This window comes from Boseongicola sp. (assembly GCF_057460485.1).
Genome location: NZ_JBVCWP010000013.1, coordinates 20,800 through 36,005 on the forward strand (window position 1 = coordinate 20,800; position 15,206 = coordinate 36,005).

Below are 15,206 nucleotides of genomic sequence, written 5' to 3' on the forward strand. Positions count from 1 at the left end.
GCAACACGCTTAAAAGCCGACTATGCGCCGCCCCGTGCTGACCAGCCTCCTGATAGCCGCGGCGGCAGTGATCGCTTTTGCCATCTTCACGGACAGGCGCGCCGACCTACGCGAAGCCGCTATCGAAGCGCTCTATCCGCCCACAGGCGAGATGGTTCAGGTGAATGGCCGCACCGTGCACGTTATCGTGCGCGGCGCTGGCCCCGATCTCGTGCTGATCCACGGCGCAGGCTCCAACGCCCGCGACATCGCGCTGGCTCTCGCCGACCGGCTTGAGGAACGTTATCGCGTCTTCATCCCCGACCGTCCCGGCCACGGCTGGACCGAACGCGCGCAAGAATTCGAAGGCGCCTTCAACAACCGGGCCGAAAGCCCCGCTGAGCAAGCCGCATTGCTCTCGGCCGCTGTGCAACAACTTGGCGCCGAAAACCCCATCGTCGCCGGTCACTCATTTGGCGGCGGCGTCGCCATGGCGTGGGCCCTTGATGAGCCTCACGCAGCAACTGTCATTATCTCGGGCGTGACGCTCCCCTGGCCCGGCGACGTCAATGTGACCTACCGCTTGCTTGGCTCCAAACTCGGCAGCGCTATCGTTGCCCCGCTTGCCTCGGCATTTGTCACTACCGCCTACGCACAGAACGCGGCCAACAACACCTTCACACCTCAAAAAGCCCCGGATACCTACTACAAAAACGCCGGGATCCCGCTTGCAATGCGCACCAATTCCCTGCGTGCTTCGAACCAACAAGTGAACACGCTGCGACCCTTTATCGTGGAGCAATCAAAGCGCTACGCCGAAATCACCACGCCTGTTGAAATCGTCCACGGCACCTCCGACGTCACGGTCTATGCCTCGATCCACGCAGAACCGCTGGAAAACACGTTGGAAGACGTCCATTTCACCCCCCTTCGGGGCCTCGGCCACATGCCACATCACGTGGTGCCAGATGACGTCACCGCCGCAATAGATCGCGCGGCAAGCCGTGCCGGATTGCGCTAAGCGCTTCGCCTGCTTACGTACAACCAAAGTAAAGGCGGATAACATGTCACTACCCTTTGATGGCGCAATCAGCGCATTCTTTGAAAACGAAGCCCCGAAGTGGGTGCGTGTGGCCATTCAGGACGCGGGCAAAAAAGACATCTTGTCAAACAGTTTCCCCTACGAAAAAGAGATGGACAAAGCCGACTACGAAGATGCAGTTGAGAAACTACAACTCGACCTGGTGCGCTTTCAAAATGATGTCAAAGAGACCGGCAAACGCGTCGTCATCGTTTTCGAAGGCCGCGATGCTGCAGGAAAAGGCGGCACAATCAAACGCTTCCGAGAGAACCTTAATCCTCGCGTTGCGCGCACCGTGGCGCTCTCCAAACCCTCGGACCGCGAAGCCGGCGAGTGGTATTTTCAACGCTATATCGACCACCTGCCCACTGCAGGAGAAATCGTCCTCTTTGACCGCTCGTGGTACAACCGGGCCGTCGTCGAGCATGTGTTTGATTTCTGCACTCCGGATCAGCGCGGAAAATTCTTCGCGCAAGTCACTGATTTTGAGAAAATGCTTGTCGAGGAAGGCATTGTTCTAAAGAAAATCTGGCTCAACGTCGGCCGTGCCGAGCAACTCCGCCGCTTCCTCAAACGCGAAAAAGATCCTTTAAAACAATGGAAGCTCAGCTGGATCGACGTCGAAGGCTTAAAGCGTTGGGATGCCTATTCCTCGGCCATCTCAGAAACTTTCGACCGATCCCACACTGACCACGCGCCATGGACCATCGTGCGCTCGGACGACAAAAAACGTGCGCGTCTGGCCGCGATCCAAGCCGTCCTCCACAACCTAAGCTACACAGGCAAAGGCAAAATCAAGACCCCAGACGCCAAAATCTGTGGCGGTCCGGACATCTGGAATGCCTAAACGCGGCTACCATCACGGCAATCTGCGCCAGGCTTTGGTCGATGCCGCGCTTGAATTGATCGAAGCGAAGGGGCCGACCGGCTTCACCCTTTCTGAGGCCGCCAAACAGGCTGGCGTGACACCTGCCGCCGTCTACCGCCACTTTGAAGGGCGCGAAGACCTCATCGCCGAGTGCGCCCAGCAAGGCTACGAGATCTTCGCCGACCTCATGGAATACGCCTACGAGACCGGACAACCCTCGGACCTCGCCTCGTTCGAGGCCACGGGCCGCGCCTATCTCGCCTTCGCTCGCCGCCACCCCGGCCATTACGTGTCGATGTTTGAAAGCGGCATCTCGATCAATCGAACCCCAGAACTGGCCGCCATCGCCGCGCGCTCTTTCGCGGTGCTTGAAAAAGCCGCCGACCGTCTGGCAGAGCACATCCCTGAAGACAAACGCCCGCCCAAGCAAATGGTGTCCGCCCATATCTGGGCCATGAGCCACGGCGTCGTCGAACTGTTCGCGCGCGGCTCCCCCGGCACAAAATCGCCTTTCCCGCCCGAAGATCTCCTCGAAAGCGGCATCGGTATCTATTTGCGTGGACTGGGGCTGATCGATCAAGACAAATGATCATCAAGGGAAATGCGCCGCGAAGCCTCGCAAAACGTTGGCCTGCCCGCGGACGATTACCCATACTGCACGGGTAAACAGGCGCACTCTCGGGTTTGAACCCAGACCAGAATTGCAAAATGACGCTTCAAATCGGCACGACCCACGAAAACCGCTCTAGGCGTCTTTCTGATACTCTCGGCGGCGTTCCTGATCTCGGTTCAGGAGGTCATCTTCAAATGGTTCGACGGCGTTATGCCGCTACGGCAGCTCTTTGCTCTGCGCGGGCTATTTTCCGCTCCGTTCCTCGCGTTCTATACGTGGTTCACGCTCAAAAGGGCGCAGCCCTTGGCCGGAACGTTTGATCGCTGGGCATTGCTTCGCAGCCTGTGCACCACGACCTGGCTCTTTGGATATTATGCCGCCCTCCCCTTTATCAGCCCCGCAACAGCGGGGCTGGAATCTACCTTGCTCCAATTTTCATGACTCTGCTTTCAGCGCGATTTTCGGCGAACCTGTCGGACCGCGCGGCTGGCTCGGCGTCAGCATAGGTTTTGTCGGCGTCCTTGTTCTTTTGCGCCCCGGCACAAATTCCTTTTCGCCCTAGGGACTTCTGTCGATTGTCGGCGCGGCCTTTTACGCCTGCGGGCACATGCTCACACGCGTGAAATTCCAAGACATCTCGACCCCGGTCTCTAGCGTTTTCCTATAATTTGACGATGACACTCAGCGCGTTTGCGACCAGTGGACTGTTGTTGATTGTTTGCCTCCCCCCTCGGATGCGCTCTGTAGCCAATTCCCCTTTATACTAGGCAGCAGGCAGTCACCAACGCTTCCCCTTTGGAGTGTCCTTGGGTTTTGGGGCGCAATCACTCTAGTGGGGATACTCATGATCGTCGGCGCGGGCCTGATCGTTCTCAGGCGCGCATAAACTGCCACCAACAAAAAGGCCGCCTCACTGAGACGGCCTTTCCAAATCGTATGTCGCAAAGCTTAACGCTTGGAGAACTGGAAGCTCTTACGCGCTTTCGCCTTACCGTACTTCTTACGCTCAACAACGCGGCTGTCGCGTGTCAGGAACCCAGCGGCTTTCAGAGCGGCTCTAAGCGTCGGATCATAAAGCTGAAGCGCTTTTGAAATTCCGTGCTTAACTGCACCAGCCTGACCCGAAAGACCACCACCCTTGACGGTCGCCATCACGTCGAACTGACCGTCGACACCGGCCACAGTGAATGGCTGGCGCAGGATCATCTGCAAAACAGGCCGTGCAAAATAAACAGCCATCTCGCGCCCGTTCACCACCACTTTACCCGAACCCGGCTTGATCCAGACGCGGGCAACCGCATCTTTCCGCTTGCCGGTTGCATAGGAACGGCCCAGTTCGTCGCGTACCTGCTCGTATTTCACGAGGGTCTCGACAAAAGCTTCAGGTGCTTCAACAGCGCCCTCAGCCACAACGTCCTTCAGGTCGTCCAGCGTTTTGATATCTTCTGCCATGGACTTAGCTCCGCGTATTCTTGCTGTTCATGGACTTAACGTCCAGAACATCAGGTGACTGCGCTTCATGCGGGTGCTCGGTACCTGCATAAACGCGAAGGTTGGTCATCACTTGGCGGCTCAGTTTGTTGCCAGGCAACATCCGCTTAACGGCCTGTGTGACAACGCGCTCAGGATGCTTGCCTTCAAGGATCTGACCAGTGGTGCGGGATTTGATGCCGCCCGGATAACCGGTGTGCCAGTAATTCGGCTTGTCGCGCTTTTTACCCGTCAGCTGAATTTTATCGGCGTTTATTACGATCACATTGTCGCCCATATCCATGTGCGGTGTGAACGTCGCCTTGTGTTTACCACGTAGGCGCATAGCGATGATCGAGGCAAGACGACCCAGAACAACGCCTTCAGCGTCGATCAGGATCCACTTTTTATCGATCTCCGCCGGTGTTGCGGAAAATGTCTTCATCGTGTCTACCCTTCAGGGGTTGAATTGGATGAGCGGTTTCTAACGGTTTCCTGCGCACAGTCAACACCCATAAAATCAATAAAAATCAACAAAAACAGCGCTCTATAAATTAGGTATAATAGTACCCCATAAAATTACCTCCCTAAGTTTCCAAATCGGAAACGCACCGTCCAGCAATCTTTGCGCCGCATTCCTTGCTTTGGCCACTTTCAACAAGCATTTAATTCACGTTGCTTATTGTTTTAACAGTATTTCGGAGTATCCGATGATCCAGTCCATATTTCTGTTTACCGTCGCACTTGGCATGTGTCTTGGTGCCTATGCCCTGACCTGACCCGCCAGCCAAAAGCGGAAAAAGCCCGGACTAACTATCCGCCCGCCTTTTCTTCAAGCATCATCCATTCGTCTTCCGCCTCGCCCAACTTGGCGTGCCGCTCGATCAATGCGTCGCTTGCTTTGGCAAACTTCACCGGGTCCTGCGTGAACAATTCTGCGTCCGACAGTAGACCCTCAAGCTTTGCAATCTCTGCCTGAAGGCGCTCTATTTCGCCCGGCAATTCTTCCAATCGATGCTTTTGCGTAAAGCTCAATCCGGCAGATGCAGGCTTCACTTTAGCACCAGTTTTGCCCGCCCTTACGGCACCAGCGGCAACCGAAGCCTCGATCAATGCGCGTTTCGGCGCATAGTCTGACCAGCCGCCCGCATGCACCACAACGCGTCCTGCACCCTCCATCGCAACAGTCGTTGTTGCGACACGGTCCAGAAAATCCCGATCGTGGCTCACCAGAAGAACAGTCCCGTCATAATCGCCAAGAATTTCCTGCAACAAATCGAGTGTTTCAATATCAAGGTCGTTCGTCGGCTCGTCCAACACCAATACATTCGACGGCTTTGCCATTATCCGCGCAAGCAACAGCCGCGCCTTCTCACCACCCGACAAGGACCGAACCGGTGCGCGCGCCTGCGCCTCATCGAACAAAAATTCCTTCAGATATCCGACCACGTGCTTTGGCGTACCGCGCACCATGACCTGATCGGCGCGCCCCGAAACACGCATCTCACGGTCCCCAATAAGGTTCTCCCAAAGCGTCGCATCGGGATCAAGCGCCTCGCGCCGCTGATCAAACACTGCCATCTCGATACCGGTCCCCAAAATTACCGTGCCCTCATCGGGCGCCTTCTGTCCGGTCAAAACCTCAATTAAAGAGGTCTTGCCGACCCCGTTCGGCCCCACAAACGCAATCCGATCCCCACGCGCCACCCGCAGCGAAAAATCCTCAACGATCCGCTTGCCGCCAAGCTCAAGCGATATGCCCTTGGCCTCGATAACACGTTTGCCCGACTTCGGACCCGCCTCAAGCTCCATCGCCGCCGTGCCTTGCCGCATAATCTGAGACGACCGGTCGGCACGCAGTTCCTGCAACGCACGCACGCGTCCTTGGTTGCGTTTACGCCGCGCTGAAATGCCTTCAACCGCCCAACGCGCCTCAGACTTGATCTTCCGGTTCAGCTTATGGCGCGCGATATCTTCTTCTTCCCAGGTCTTGTCGCGCCACGCCTCAAAGGCTGCAAAGCCTTGTTCCTGACGCCGCACTTCACCGCGATCAATCCACAACGTGGCCCGCGTCAAAGCGCGTAAAAATGCCCGGTCGTGCGAGATCACAATAAACGCCGACTTGGTGCTGGACAAATGCGTCTCCAGCCAAGAGATCGCCTCGATATCGAGGTGGTTCGTCGGCTCGTCCAAACACATCAAATCCGGCGCTTCGGCGATCAATTTCGCCAAAGCCGCCCGCCGCCGCTCGCCGCCGGATGCCGCATCAACAGCCGTATCCGGGTCAAACTTCAGCTTCTCTGCCACCGCCTCAACCCGCCATAGTTCAGACGCATCCATATCGCGAAGCGCATAATCGCCAAGCGTCGCACAGCCGCGCATTTCCGGCTCCTGCGCCATGTAGCCAACCGAATTGCCGGGCGACACAACGCGCGTGCCGCGGTCCGTTTCTGCCAGTCCGGCCATGACCTTCATCAAGGTGGATTTGCCCGAGCCGTTGCGGCCAACCAAAGCCAAACGGTCCCCCGGCTGAACGGTCAAAGACATGTTGTCGAATACCGGATCGCCACCAAAGGTCAGGGAAATCTCGGACAATTGTAAAAGAGGGTTACGTGCCATGCAGGCGGGCTACCCGGCCCTCAAAGCGCCGTCAACGCCCTGTGTTATCCCGCCGCCGCACGAATAGCGCGGGCGCGCGCCAGCGGGATCGCTGAAATCTCGAGCCCCGTGAACACATGCAGCGTATTCAAATCGCGATCCACCACCGCGTGATCACTGACCCAGCCCCCCATTGTCAGATATGAGCGAAGCAAAGGCGGCATTGTTTTCAAAGCCTTGGCCCGGTCGGGCTCGCTTCGTAACGCGCCTGCAAAGCGAAACACATCCGGCGCTTTCACACGCGGCCGCCACCGTCGCGGCGCCAAATGCCGGTCCCGCAACATCGCAAAGGCATCCGAATAATTGCAAACCTCGGTGCCCTGAAACGACGAGCAACCAAACAACATCTCAACGCTGTCCTCGTCCACAACCCGCGCTAAGGCCCCCCAGGCCACACGCAAAACGTCAGGATCGCTCAATTCTGGAACCACGCAAAACCGCCCCAGCTCGACCATCGGCGCTGCGTAACCCTCTAAAGCCTCAAGCGCATAATACTGCGCCGAATAACTACGGCCGATTTCCGCGCCTGAGGCCAACGAAAAAAGTCGAAACGTCGCCGCCAAAGCGCCGTCCGAGGCGCGCTCAATCAACATATGGCGACACAAATCATCAAACCGGTCCACATCCGGCGCATCACCGCGATCCGCTCGAAAGACCCGTGCACGCAACGCCTGTGCGGCTTCAATTTCGCCCGCACAACTTGCCAGCCGAGCGCGAAACCGGGCCGGGTAGCGCGCTTGTGCAGTCTCGCGAAGTGCGCTTTTTTGTGCCATCAGTTGGTTCAACCGACTATCGCCCCTAGATAAAGTTCCAGACAACACTGCCACACAATCCGTGAAGGGGATACACATGGAGAAAGTCACGAAAACAGACGCTGAATGGCGCGGGCAACTCGACGATCTGGAATTCAAAGTCCTGCGCAAGCACGGCACTGAACGCGCCTTCTCAAACGACGCCTTCCCCAAAGCCCCCGGAACCTTCATGTGCAAGGGCTGCGGCGCGCCCTTGTTCGATCAGTCACACAAATTCGACAGCGGCACCGGGTGGCCATCGTTTTACAAACCGGTAGACGACGAAGTGGTCGCCGAAAGCGTCGACAACGGCTTCTTCATGCGCCGCACGGAAGTTCACTGCAATCGCTGCGAAGGTCACCTCGGCCATGTCTTCCCAGACGGCCCGGCCCCAACGGGCTTGCGCTATTGCATCAACGGAGTGTCGCTCGACTTTGAACCGTCAAACGACGACGAGACTTAATTCTCGTCAAAGAACGTCGAGGCATCAAAGGCTCCCAAGTTCCCAAACAGCTGCCTTAGCAAGCTGATGCCTTGCGTATTGGCGTCCGTAACACGCCGGGACAGGGCAACGACCTGTCCCTCCTCCAAGCCAAAGCGCTCGATATTCTGGACCACACCTGCGTCATCAAACGTAATGGCAACCACCTGACGATCCACCTCGACCGGCGCGCGCCATAAGAACCTCTCATAGTCGGAACGCACATAGTACCAACCAAGATCGTCGACGATACCGCGCGTTCCGGGCTGGCCAAGCGTCGACCCAATGGTCTCCTTGGTGTCACGCCCGACAACCACGCCGCTCAAAGTTGACGGCTCCGGAACATAGCCATGCCGGTCGTCAAGTCGCGCGCACGCCGCCGCAAGCACAATCAAAGCGCCCGCAACCACACCCCGAGACAGTATCCTTAAAAAAAGCCTCACCGCGCCCCACCTCTTGTCAACCGGCCTACAGCCGCCTAGTCGGCATACCCAGAGAACGGCACCGGATCAAGGAGTGACCCGATGGAGACCAACCACCCGCGCCTCAGCGACCTGAAGCGAAAAACCGATTTTGACCTCGTGCCCAACGCCACCGAGCGAAAAGGGATCGCCAACCGCCTCGGCATCTCTGGCGTCAAAAAGCTGACGTTCAAGGGCTACCTCATCCCAACCGGTAAAGCCGACTGGGAGCTTCACGCACTCCTTGGCGCAACTGTTGTGCAGTCTTGCGTCGTGACCCTTGATCCTATCACCACCCGCATCGACGAAGAAATTGTCCGCCGCTACCTCGCCGATTTGACCGAGCACACGGACGAAGCAGAAGCCGAAATGCTTGTGGACGACACAGTCGAGCCTCTGCCCCAATATCTCGATCTCGCTTTGGTCATGGAAGAATCCGTAGCGCTCGCCATGCCCGCATGGCCCCGTGTGAAAGATGCCGACGCCGTTGAAATCGTCGTAACAGAGCCCGGCCAGACCCCAATGACCGACGACGATGTCAAACCCTTCGCCGCCCTGAAATCGTTGCAGGAAAAGCTCAAAAACAATGGCGCCGATGACGCGTGAAATGACCCTTGCGTTTCAACGGAATCGCAGTATGTTCTCGGCCTCGCTCAAATGATTGGGTTGGACACCGGACGCGCAGTTGCGTATGACCGCTTCAACCGCTGAAACACCGGGGGCGCGTGGCCCCAAATAACTTTAGGATGTGACATGGCTGTCCCTAAGAGTAAGATCACCAAGTCTCGCCGCAACATGCGCCGTGCACACGATTCTCTCGTACCCGGTAACCCGGCCGAGTGTGCAAACTGCGGAGAGCTGAAGCGTCCCCACCACGTGTGTGGCGCTTGTGGCCATTACGCTGAACGCGAAGTTGTTGCTCAGGCCGACGAACTCGACCTCGACGACGACGCGGCGTAAGCCGCTCGTGCGGGTGCGCCCCACGCGATGACGACAACGTTCGATCAAAGCACTCACGGGGCGCGTAAGCGCACAATCATCTCTGTAGATGCGATGGGCGGAGACCAAGGGCCGCCCGCCGTCGTTTCTGGCATTGCCAAAAGCGCCGAGAAAAACCCTGACATCGGGTTTATCGTGCATGGACGCGCGGCCGAGATCGCCCCTCTGGTCGAAAAAGCCGGTCTCACCGATCGCTGCGAAATCCGCGACACCGCAGAGGTCGTCACCATGGACGCCAAACCGGCCCATGTGATGCGCAACGGCAAGAACACCTCTATGTGGTCCGCCGTTGACGCCGTGAAAAACGGCGAGGCGCAGGCCGTCGTATCTTGCGGCAACACTGGCGCGCTCATGGCCGTCTCAATGCTACGCCTGCGTAAAATTCCGGGCGTAGACCGACCCGCCATCGCCTGCCTTTGGCCGTCGCGCAACACAGGCGGCTTTAACATCATGCTCGATGTGGGCGCTGACATCCGCGCAGACGAAAGAGACCTTTTGCAATATGCTCTTATGGGTGGCTCTTACGCGCGAAACGGTTTGGGCATCGACCGTCCCCGCATCGGCCTCTTGAACGTCGGCACCGAAGAACACAAAGGCCGCGCCGAGATCAAATCTGCCCACGACCTGATTGCGGAAATGGCCCCCGCCGCGGAACTTGAATTCGTTGGCTTCGTCGAAGGCGGCGACATCCCGTCAAACCGCGTGGACGTCATCGTCACGGACGGCTTCACAGGTAACGTGGCCCTCAAAACCGGCGAAGGCACCGCAAGTCTCATCCGCGAGTTATTGCGCGAGGCCTTTAACGCCACCCTGCTCAGCAAATTTGCAGCCCTCCTCGCGCTTGGGTCCCTGAAACGCCTGACAAAACGCATCGACCCGCGTCGCGTCAACGGCGGCGTGTTCCTTGGCCTAAACGGCACCGTGGTCAAATCCCACGGCTCGGCCGATGCGACCGGGGTCTCTTCTGCGATCAAACTTGCCTTCCGCCTTGCCGAAAGCGGCTTTACAGACCGCCTTGCAGCGCGGGTTGCATCCACAGGACAGCCGAGTAACGATGACGACGGGATGCCAGAAAAAAACGAGCAAAACGCATGACAATACGCGCTCAGGTCCAAGGCGTCGGGCACTATCTCCCCAAGAGGGTTGTGCCAAACAGCGAATTTGAAGCGACAATCGACACTTCTGACGAGTGGATCCGCTCGCGCTCAGGCATCGAGCGTCGCCACTTCGCTGCCAACGACGAAACCACGTCCGACATGGCAACAAAAGCGGCCCAAAACGCTCTCCACATGGCAGGCATCAAAGCCTCCGACATCGACGCAATCATCGTGGCCACTTCTACCGCTGACCTGACATTCCCATCTGCGGCAACCATGGTTCAGGCCAAACTTGGCATGACCACTGGCTTCGCCTTTGACGTTCAGGCCGTTTGCGCGGGCTTCGTTTTCGCGCTTGCCACCGCCAATGCCCTGATCGTCTCAGGCCAGGTAAATCGTGTCATCGTCATTGGCGCAGAAACCTTCAGTCGCATCATGGACTGGTCCGATCGCACCACCAGCGTGCTTTTCGGCGACGGCGCCGGCGCGCTCATTCTTGAGGCCGTCGAAGGCGACGGCACCAATGCCGACCGCGGCATTCTCGCCACCGACCTGAACTCAGACGGCCGCCACAAAGACATCCTCTACGTCGACGGCGGGGTTTCAACCCAGTCCACCGGCCACTTGAAAATGCAGGGAAAAGAGGTATTCCGCCACGCGGTCGAGAAACTCGCCTCAACCGCACACACTGCTTTGGCCAAAGTAAATCTTGGCAGCGACGACATCGATTGGATCGTCCCGCACCAGGCCAATTTACGGATCATCAAATCAACTGCACAGAAGATGGGTGTTGGTCTCGATCGCGTCGTGCTCACCGTGCAAGATCACGGCAATACGTCGGCTGCATCGATTCCCTTGGCCCTGTCCGTTGGCGTCGAGCGCGGCCAGATCAAACCCGGCAACCTCATCGTGACCGAAGCAATTGGTGGCGGATTGGCATGGGGAGCGGTGGTTCTCCGCTGGTAATTGTCCTTTAAGCCTTTTTCTCAAGGCCTTGATATTGACTCGGAAATTCATCGCGCCCATTCTCCTCGTGAACAAAACTCACGGGGGATAGGATGAGCGAAAAGACTTTGACACGCATGGATCTCAGCGAAGCAGTGTTTCGCGAGGTCGGTCTCAGCCGCAACGAATCTGCTCAGCTTGTAGAAGGCGTTCTCGCGCACATGTCCGATGCACTGGCATCCGGTGACCAGGTGAAGATTTCATCCTTCGGCACGTTCTCGGTCCGCGACAAAGCGGCTCGCGTCGGTCGTAATCCAAAAACTGGCCAAGAAGTCCCGATCCATCCGCGTCGCGTTCTGACATTCCGTCCGTCGCACCTGATGAAAGATCGTGTCGCGGCCGGCAACAAGAGCTAACCCCACTTCATGGAAAAATCGCCCGACGCCTTCCGCACAATCTCGGAAGTGGCCGAGTGGCTCGATATCCCGACCCATGTTCTGCGATTTTGGGAAAGCCGGTTTGCGCAAATCAAACCGGTGAAGCGCGCAGGCGGACGACGGTACTATCGACCCTCGGACATGCGCCTGATCGGCGGCGTGAAAGCGCTGCTGCACGATCAGGGCATGACGATCCGTGGCGTCCAGAAACTGCTGCGTGAACATGGCGTTAAGCATGTCTCTTCATTCTCACAATCGCTGGATACAGACCTTCAGGATACGTCAGACGACACCGTTGTCGAACACGCCGCGACGCCTACAAGTCCCGCCCTGTCAGTGCGTCAAACCTACAAAGAAGAACCGGAAACCGAGGCGGAATCAGAGCCCGCGGATGATGAAGAGGACGTCGAACAACTCGACATATTCTCAGGCGCACAAAAACAAGACGCCGACGAAGAAATTCTCATGCCAACCTTCGTGCCGTCGCGCAGCAGGCCCGCGCCGGAAGCCGCTCCGACACAGCCCACAGCCATCGAACCACCTGCCCCCTCACCGCCGCAAATCCCGGCGACGCCCAACGTGCCTGAAACCGATCCGGGCGACGACGATCCCGCTTTCTCTGACGCCCCCGGCATCGCGGCCCGCCTCGCGGTCATGCCAACAGCGCACCTCGCTGCACACCATTCCACGCTCAAAGCCGCCCGAGATCGCCTGATAGCACTTCGCAACGCCCAAAGCTGATCCATGCAGCCGGAGGGTGCCAAATCCAGACAGATCGACCCTTGCAGCCATCGCGCTTTTCGGTCAGAACCTCAACCGTCGGGCTATGGCGCAGCCTGGTAGCGCGTCCGTCTGGGGGACGGAAGGTCGCAGGTTCGAGTCCTGCTAGCCCGACCAAATTTCAATCGCCCGCCATCTGAGGCGGGCGTTTTAAAGACCCGAGGCACGATGAAACAGGGTGTTCTCACCGACAGCGAAATCAGAGCGATGATCGACAGCGGTACCATCGCCGCGTCGCTCCCCTTCAAAGACGGACAAGTTCAGCCCGCCTCGCTTGATTTGCGCCTCGGACATCGCGCCTATCGCGTTCGTGCGTCATTCCTTACCGGAAAAGACCGCACCGTTGCCGACCGCCTTACCGATTTCACCATGCACGAAATTGACCTCGCCGCCGGAGCCGTACTGGAAAAAGGCTGCGTCTACGTCGTCCCCCTCCTCGAACGCCTCAGTCTGCCGAAGGGCACAACCGGTGCGGCAAGTGCCAAATCTTCCATTGGCCGTCTCGATCTTCTGACCCGTATCATCACCGATTTCGGTCATGAGTTTGACCGCATCCCAGATGGCTACGACGGCGCGCTCTATGTCGAAGTATGCCCGCAAAGTTTCTCGGTAATCGCGAAAACCGGCCAGATGCTGAACCAAATCATCTTCCGCCGTGGGCAAACCGTATTAAATGACAACGACTTACGAGCCCTTCATGCAAAATCACCCATCGTCTCCGGTGACGCAGTGATCTCTGGGGGGTTGGGTTTCTCGGTCGACCTCAAACCCGAAACAGGAACCCTCGTCGGCTACCGCGCCAAACCCCACGCAGGCGTCATAGACCTATCAAAACTCGCTCACTACGCCCCTGCGGACTACTGGGAAGAGGTGCGCACAGACACCGGCTGGATCATCCTTGACCCAGGCGCCTTCTACATTCTCGTCAGCCGCGAAGCGATCGTCATCCCCCCTGACCACGCTGCCGAAATGGCCCCCTACATCGCGATGGTTGGCGAATTTCGCGTCCATTATGCAGGCTTTTTCGACCCCGGATTTGGCTGGGCCGAAGCAGGCGGCGCAGGCTCACGCGGCGTGCTTGAGGTCCGCTGCCATGAAGCCCCATTTGTCCTCGAACACGGCCAGATCGTCGGGCGCCTCGTCTACGAAAAAATGACGGAAATCCCGCAAACCCTCTACGGTCGCGAGATCAAATCAAATTATCAGGGACAGGGCCTCAAACTTTCGAAGCACTTCCGCACGCCATGACGCGTCACCTTTTTACAAAGATTTGAAAACCACACGCGCGGATTCAAAAGATCACCCGATACAACGCGCGACTCTCATCAAGCGCCCGGCGTCGGTTTAGCAGCCCTGGAACGCATTACCTTGCTCGCTCCCTTAAGCAAGACCCGTCGCATCACCATCCACAAAACCCGTTCGAAATTAATGGCGTTCAGTCCTCGTCCTCAAACATCTCAGCCTGATTTTCATCATGCTCTTCGTCTTCGCCCTCCAATGGCTCGCCCGGAGGCGGTCGGCTCTCCAAGAGCCCTGCAGCCCTTAGTTCCTTCACACCCGGCAGATCGCGCGCGCTTTCCAATCCGAAATGATCCAGAAAACCCTGCGTCACCACATAGGTCACAGGACGCCCCGGTGTCATCCGCCGCCGTCCAAAACGAATCCACTCCAATTCCAAAAGCTGATCCACTGTCCCACGAGACACTGACACGCCCCTGATCTCTTCAATCTCGGCCCGTGTCACAGGCTGATGATAAGAAATAATCGCTAAAGTTTCGATCGCCGCACGGCTAAGTTTTCGCGTCTCAACCGATTCTTTGCGCATCAAAAACCCAAGGTCAGGTGCAGTGCGCATCGCAAATGCCTCGCCGACCTTTACCACTGAAACCCCACGCCCTTCGTAGCGTTTCGACAGCATTTCAATGGCTTGCTCCCCATCCGCGCCGTGCGGCATCCGCGCGTTCAGTTCGGAAATAGTGACGGGCTCGGCCGTCGCGAACAAAATCGCTTCAACCATCCGCTCTTGCTCGGCCAACGGCGGTGCTTCGAAAAGGCTCGCGGCGGTCACGCGGTCGGTTTCGTCAGCCACGCGCCATCGCCCTGATCTGTATTGGTGCAAACGTATCGGACTGCCGGATCTGAATGGCCCCCGCCTTGGCCAGCTCAAGCGATGCAGCAAAATGCGAAGCGGTCGCGGATCTTCGCCGCGCTGGGTCGGTTTCCCAGCCCTCCGGCAACCACGAAAGCAAATCCGTCCATTCGCCCGCAAACCCGATAAGTCCGCGCATCCGCTCTAACGCCTGTTCAAGCGTCATCACATGCTTGCGGTCCATCGAATAGGGGCGGAATTCATCCTTCGTCCGGATCCGCGCATAGCCCTGCATCAGATCCAAAAGCGTCGCGGTATAGCGCACTTTGCGCACCCGCATCACATCCTCGGGCACGCCGCGCACAAAAAAATCACGGCCCTTCTGGTCGCGCGCCATTAGCTTTGCAGCCGCCTCGCGCATTGCAGACAACCGCTCCAATTGGAACGCCAGATGCGC

18 protein-coding genes and 1 tRNA gene are annotated in these 15,206 nt (G+C 57.9%); 12 read left to right on the forward strand and 7 right to left on the reverse strand.

Going from position 1 to position 15,206, the window contains the following annotated elements; all coding sequences use genetic code 11:
* Window positions 1-22: 22 nt before the first annotated feature.
* From AC221Y_RS03620 to AC221Y_RS03630, 3 genes are read left to right on the forward strand one after another with little or no spacing between them, the layout of a single operon-like run.
* Complete coding sequence (locus tag AC221Y_RS03620) at window positions 23-1,000, forward strand: alpha/beta fold hydrolase (protein ID WP_299753881.1); 978 nt, start codon at window positions 23-25, stop codon at window positions 998-1,000.
* 43 nt (window positions 1,001-1,043) lie between these two features.
* The gene (gene ppk2, locus AC221Y_RS03625; protein ID WP_486706794.1) at window positions 1,044-1,907 is read left to right on the forward strand and encodes a polyphosphate kinase 2; all 864 of its coding nucleotides are present in this window, start codon (window positions 1,044-1,046) and stop codon (window positions 1,905-1,907) included.
* Complete coding sequence (locus AC221Y_RS03630) at window positions 1,900-2,517, forward strand: TetR/AcrR family transcriptional regulator (protein WP_486706795.1); 618 nt, start codon at window positions 1,900-1,902, stop codon at window positions 2,515-2,517. The genes ppk2 and AC221Y_RS03630 overlap by 8 nt, the downstream gene beginning before the upstream one ends.
* 972 nt (window positions 2,518-3,489) lie before the next feature.
* On the opposite strand, the gene rpsI is transcribed toward AC221Y_RS03630, so the two are convergent.
* The 4 genes from rpsI to AC221Y_RS03650 form a co-directional block, all read right to left on the reverse strand.
* The gene (rpsI, locus tag AC221Y_RS03635; protein WP_299753884.1) at window positions 3,490-3,993 is read right to left on the reverse strand and encodes a 30S ribosomal protein S9; all 504 of its coding nucleotides are present in this window, start codon (window positions 3,991-3,993) and stop codon (window positions 3,490-3,492) included.
* A 4-nt stretch (window positions 3,994-3,997) separates the two neighbouring features.
* Window positions 3,998-4,456, reverse strand: coding sequence for a 50S ribosomal protein L13 (gene rplM / locus AC221Y_RS03640; RefSeq protein ID WP_299753885.1), 459 nt, complete (start codon window positions 4,454-4,456; stop codon window positions 3,998-4,000).
* Window positions 4,457-4,824: 368 nt separating this feature from the next.
* Complete coding sequence (locus tag AC221Y_RS03645; protein ID WP_299753886.1) at window positions 4,825-6,630, reverse strand: ABC-F family ATP-binding cassette domain-containing protein; 1,806 nt, start codon at window positions 6,628-6,630, stop codon at window positions 4,825-4,827.
* A 44-nt stretch (window positions 6,631-6,674) separates the two neighbouring features.
* Window positions 6,675-7,442, reverse strand: a complete 768-nt coding sequence (locus AC221Y_RS03650; protein ID WP_486706796.1) for a GNAT family N-acetyltransferase — start codon at window positions 7,440-7,442, stop codon at window positions 6,675-6,677.
* 76 nt (window positions 7,443-7,518) lie between these two features.
* Between AC221Y_RS03650 and msrB the strand changes: the two genes are divergently transcribed.
* On the forward strand, window positions 7,519-7,923 hold the full coding sequence (gene msrB / locus AC221Y_RS03655; RefSeq protein ID WP_299753888.1) for a peptide-methionine (R)-S-oxide reductase MsrB: 405 nt from the start codon (window positions 7,519-7,521) through the stop codon (window positions 7,921-7,923).
* Here msrB and AC221Y_RS03660 read toward each other — a convergent pair.
* Window positions 7,920-8,384 carry an outer membrane protein assembly factor BamE gene (locus AC221Y_RS03660; RefSeq protein WP_299753889.1) on the reverse strand — a complete coding sequence of 155 codons (465 nt, stop codon included), beginning with the start codon at window positions 8,382-8,384 and terminating at the stop codon, window positions 7,920-7,922. The genes msrB and AC221Y_RS03660 overlap by 4 nt on opposite strands.
* An 81-nt stretch (window positions 8,385-8,465) precedes the next feature.
* On the opposite strand from AC221Y_RS03660, the gene AC221Y_RS03665 reads away from it, so the two are divergent.
* The 8 genes from AC221Y_RS03665 to AC221Y_RS03700 all read left to right on the forward strand — a co-directional run bounded on the left by AC221Y_RS03665 (window position 8,466) and on the right by AC221Y_RS03700 (window position 13,908).
* Window positions 8,466-9,008, forward strand: coding sequence for a YceD family protein (locus AC221Y_RS03665; RefSeq protein ID WP_299753890.1), 543 nt, complete (start codon window positions 8,466-8,468; stop codon window positions 9,006-9,008).
* Between the two features lie 147 nt (window positions 9,009-9,155).
* Window positions 9,156-9,362 (forward strand): 50S ribosomal protein L32, encoded by a 207-nt coding sequence (rpmF, locus tag AC221Y_RS03670; protein ID WP_299753891.1) that lies wholly within the window; start codon window positions 9,156-9,158, stop codon window positions 9,360-9,362.
* Between the two features lie 27 nt (window positions 9,363-9,389).
* On the forward strand, window positions 9,390-10,496 hold the full coding sequence (gene plsX, locus AC221Y_RS03675; RefSeq protein ID WP_486706797.1) for a phosphate acyltransferase PlsX: 1,107 nt from the start codon (window positions 9,390-9,392) through the stop codon (window positions 10,494-10,496).
* Window positions 10,493-11,464, forward strand: coding sequence for a beta-ketoacyl-ACP synthase III (locus AC221Y_RS03680; protein ID WP_299753893.1), 972 nt, complete (start codon window positions 10,493-10,495; stop codon window positions 11,462-11,464). The genes plsX and AC221Y_RS03680 overlap by 4 nt, the downstream gene beginning before the upstream one ends.
* Window positions 11,465-11,556: 92 nt before the next feature.
* Window positions 11,557-11,859, forward strand: coding sequence for an integration host factor subunit alpha (gene ihfA / locus AC221Y_RS03685; protein ID WP_299753894.1), 303 nt, complete (start codon window positions 11,557-11,559; stop codon window positions 11,857-11,859).
* Window positions 11,860-11,868: 9 nt separating this feature from the next.
* On the forward strand, window positions 11,869-12,621 hold the full coding sequence (locus AC221Y_RS03690; RefSeq protein WP_299753895.1) for a MerR family transcriptional regulator: 753 nt from the start codon (window positions 11,869-11,871) through the stop codon (window positions 12,619-12,621).
* A gap of 79 nt (window positions 12,622-12,700) precedes the next feature.
* Window positions 12,701-12,777: transfer RNA gene (locus AC221Y_RS03695), tRNA-Pro, on the forward strand.
* A gap of 51 nt (window positions 12,778-12,828) precedes the next feature.
* Window positions 12,829-13,908, forward strand: a complete 1,080-nt coding sequence (locus AC221Y_RS03700) for a 2'-deoxycytidine 5'-triphosphate deaminase (protein ID WP_299753896.1) — start codon at window positions 12,829-12,831, stop codon at window positions 13,906-13,908.
* Window positions 13,909-14,095: 187 nt separating this feature from the next.
* Here the strand turns inward: AC221Y_RS03700 and scpB are convergent, their stop codons facing one another.
* A complete protein-coding gene (gene scpB, locus AC221Y_RS03705; protein WP_299753897.1) occupies window positions 14,096-14,749 on the reverse strand; it encodes an SMC-Scp complex subunit ScpB in 654 nt (217 codons plus the stop codon).
* On the reverse strand, window positions 14,742-15,206 hold a 465-nt coding region (locus AC221Y_RS03710), incomplete at its 5' end, for a segregation and condensation protein A (RefSeq protein WP_486706798.1). The genes AC221Y_RS03710 and scpB, both read right to left, overlap by 8 nt.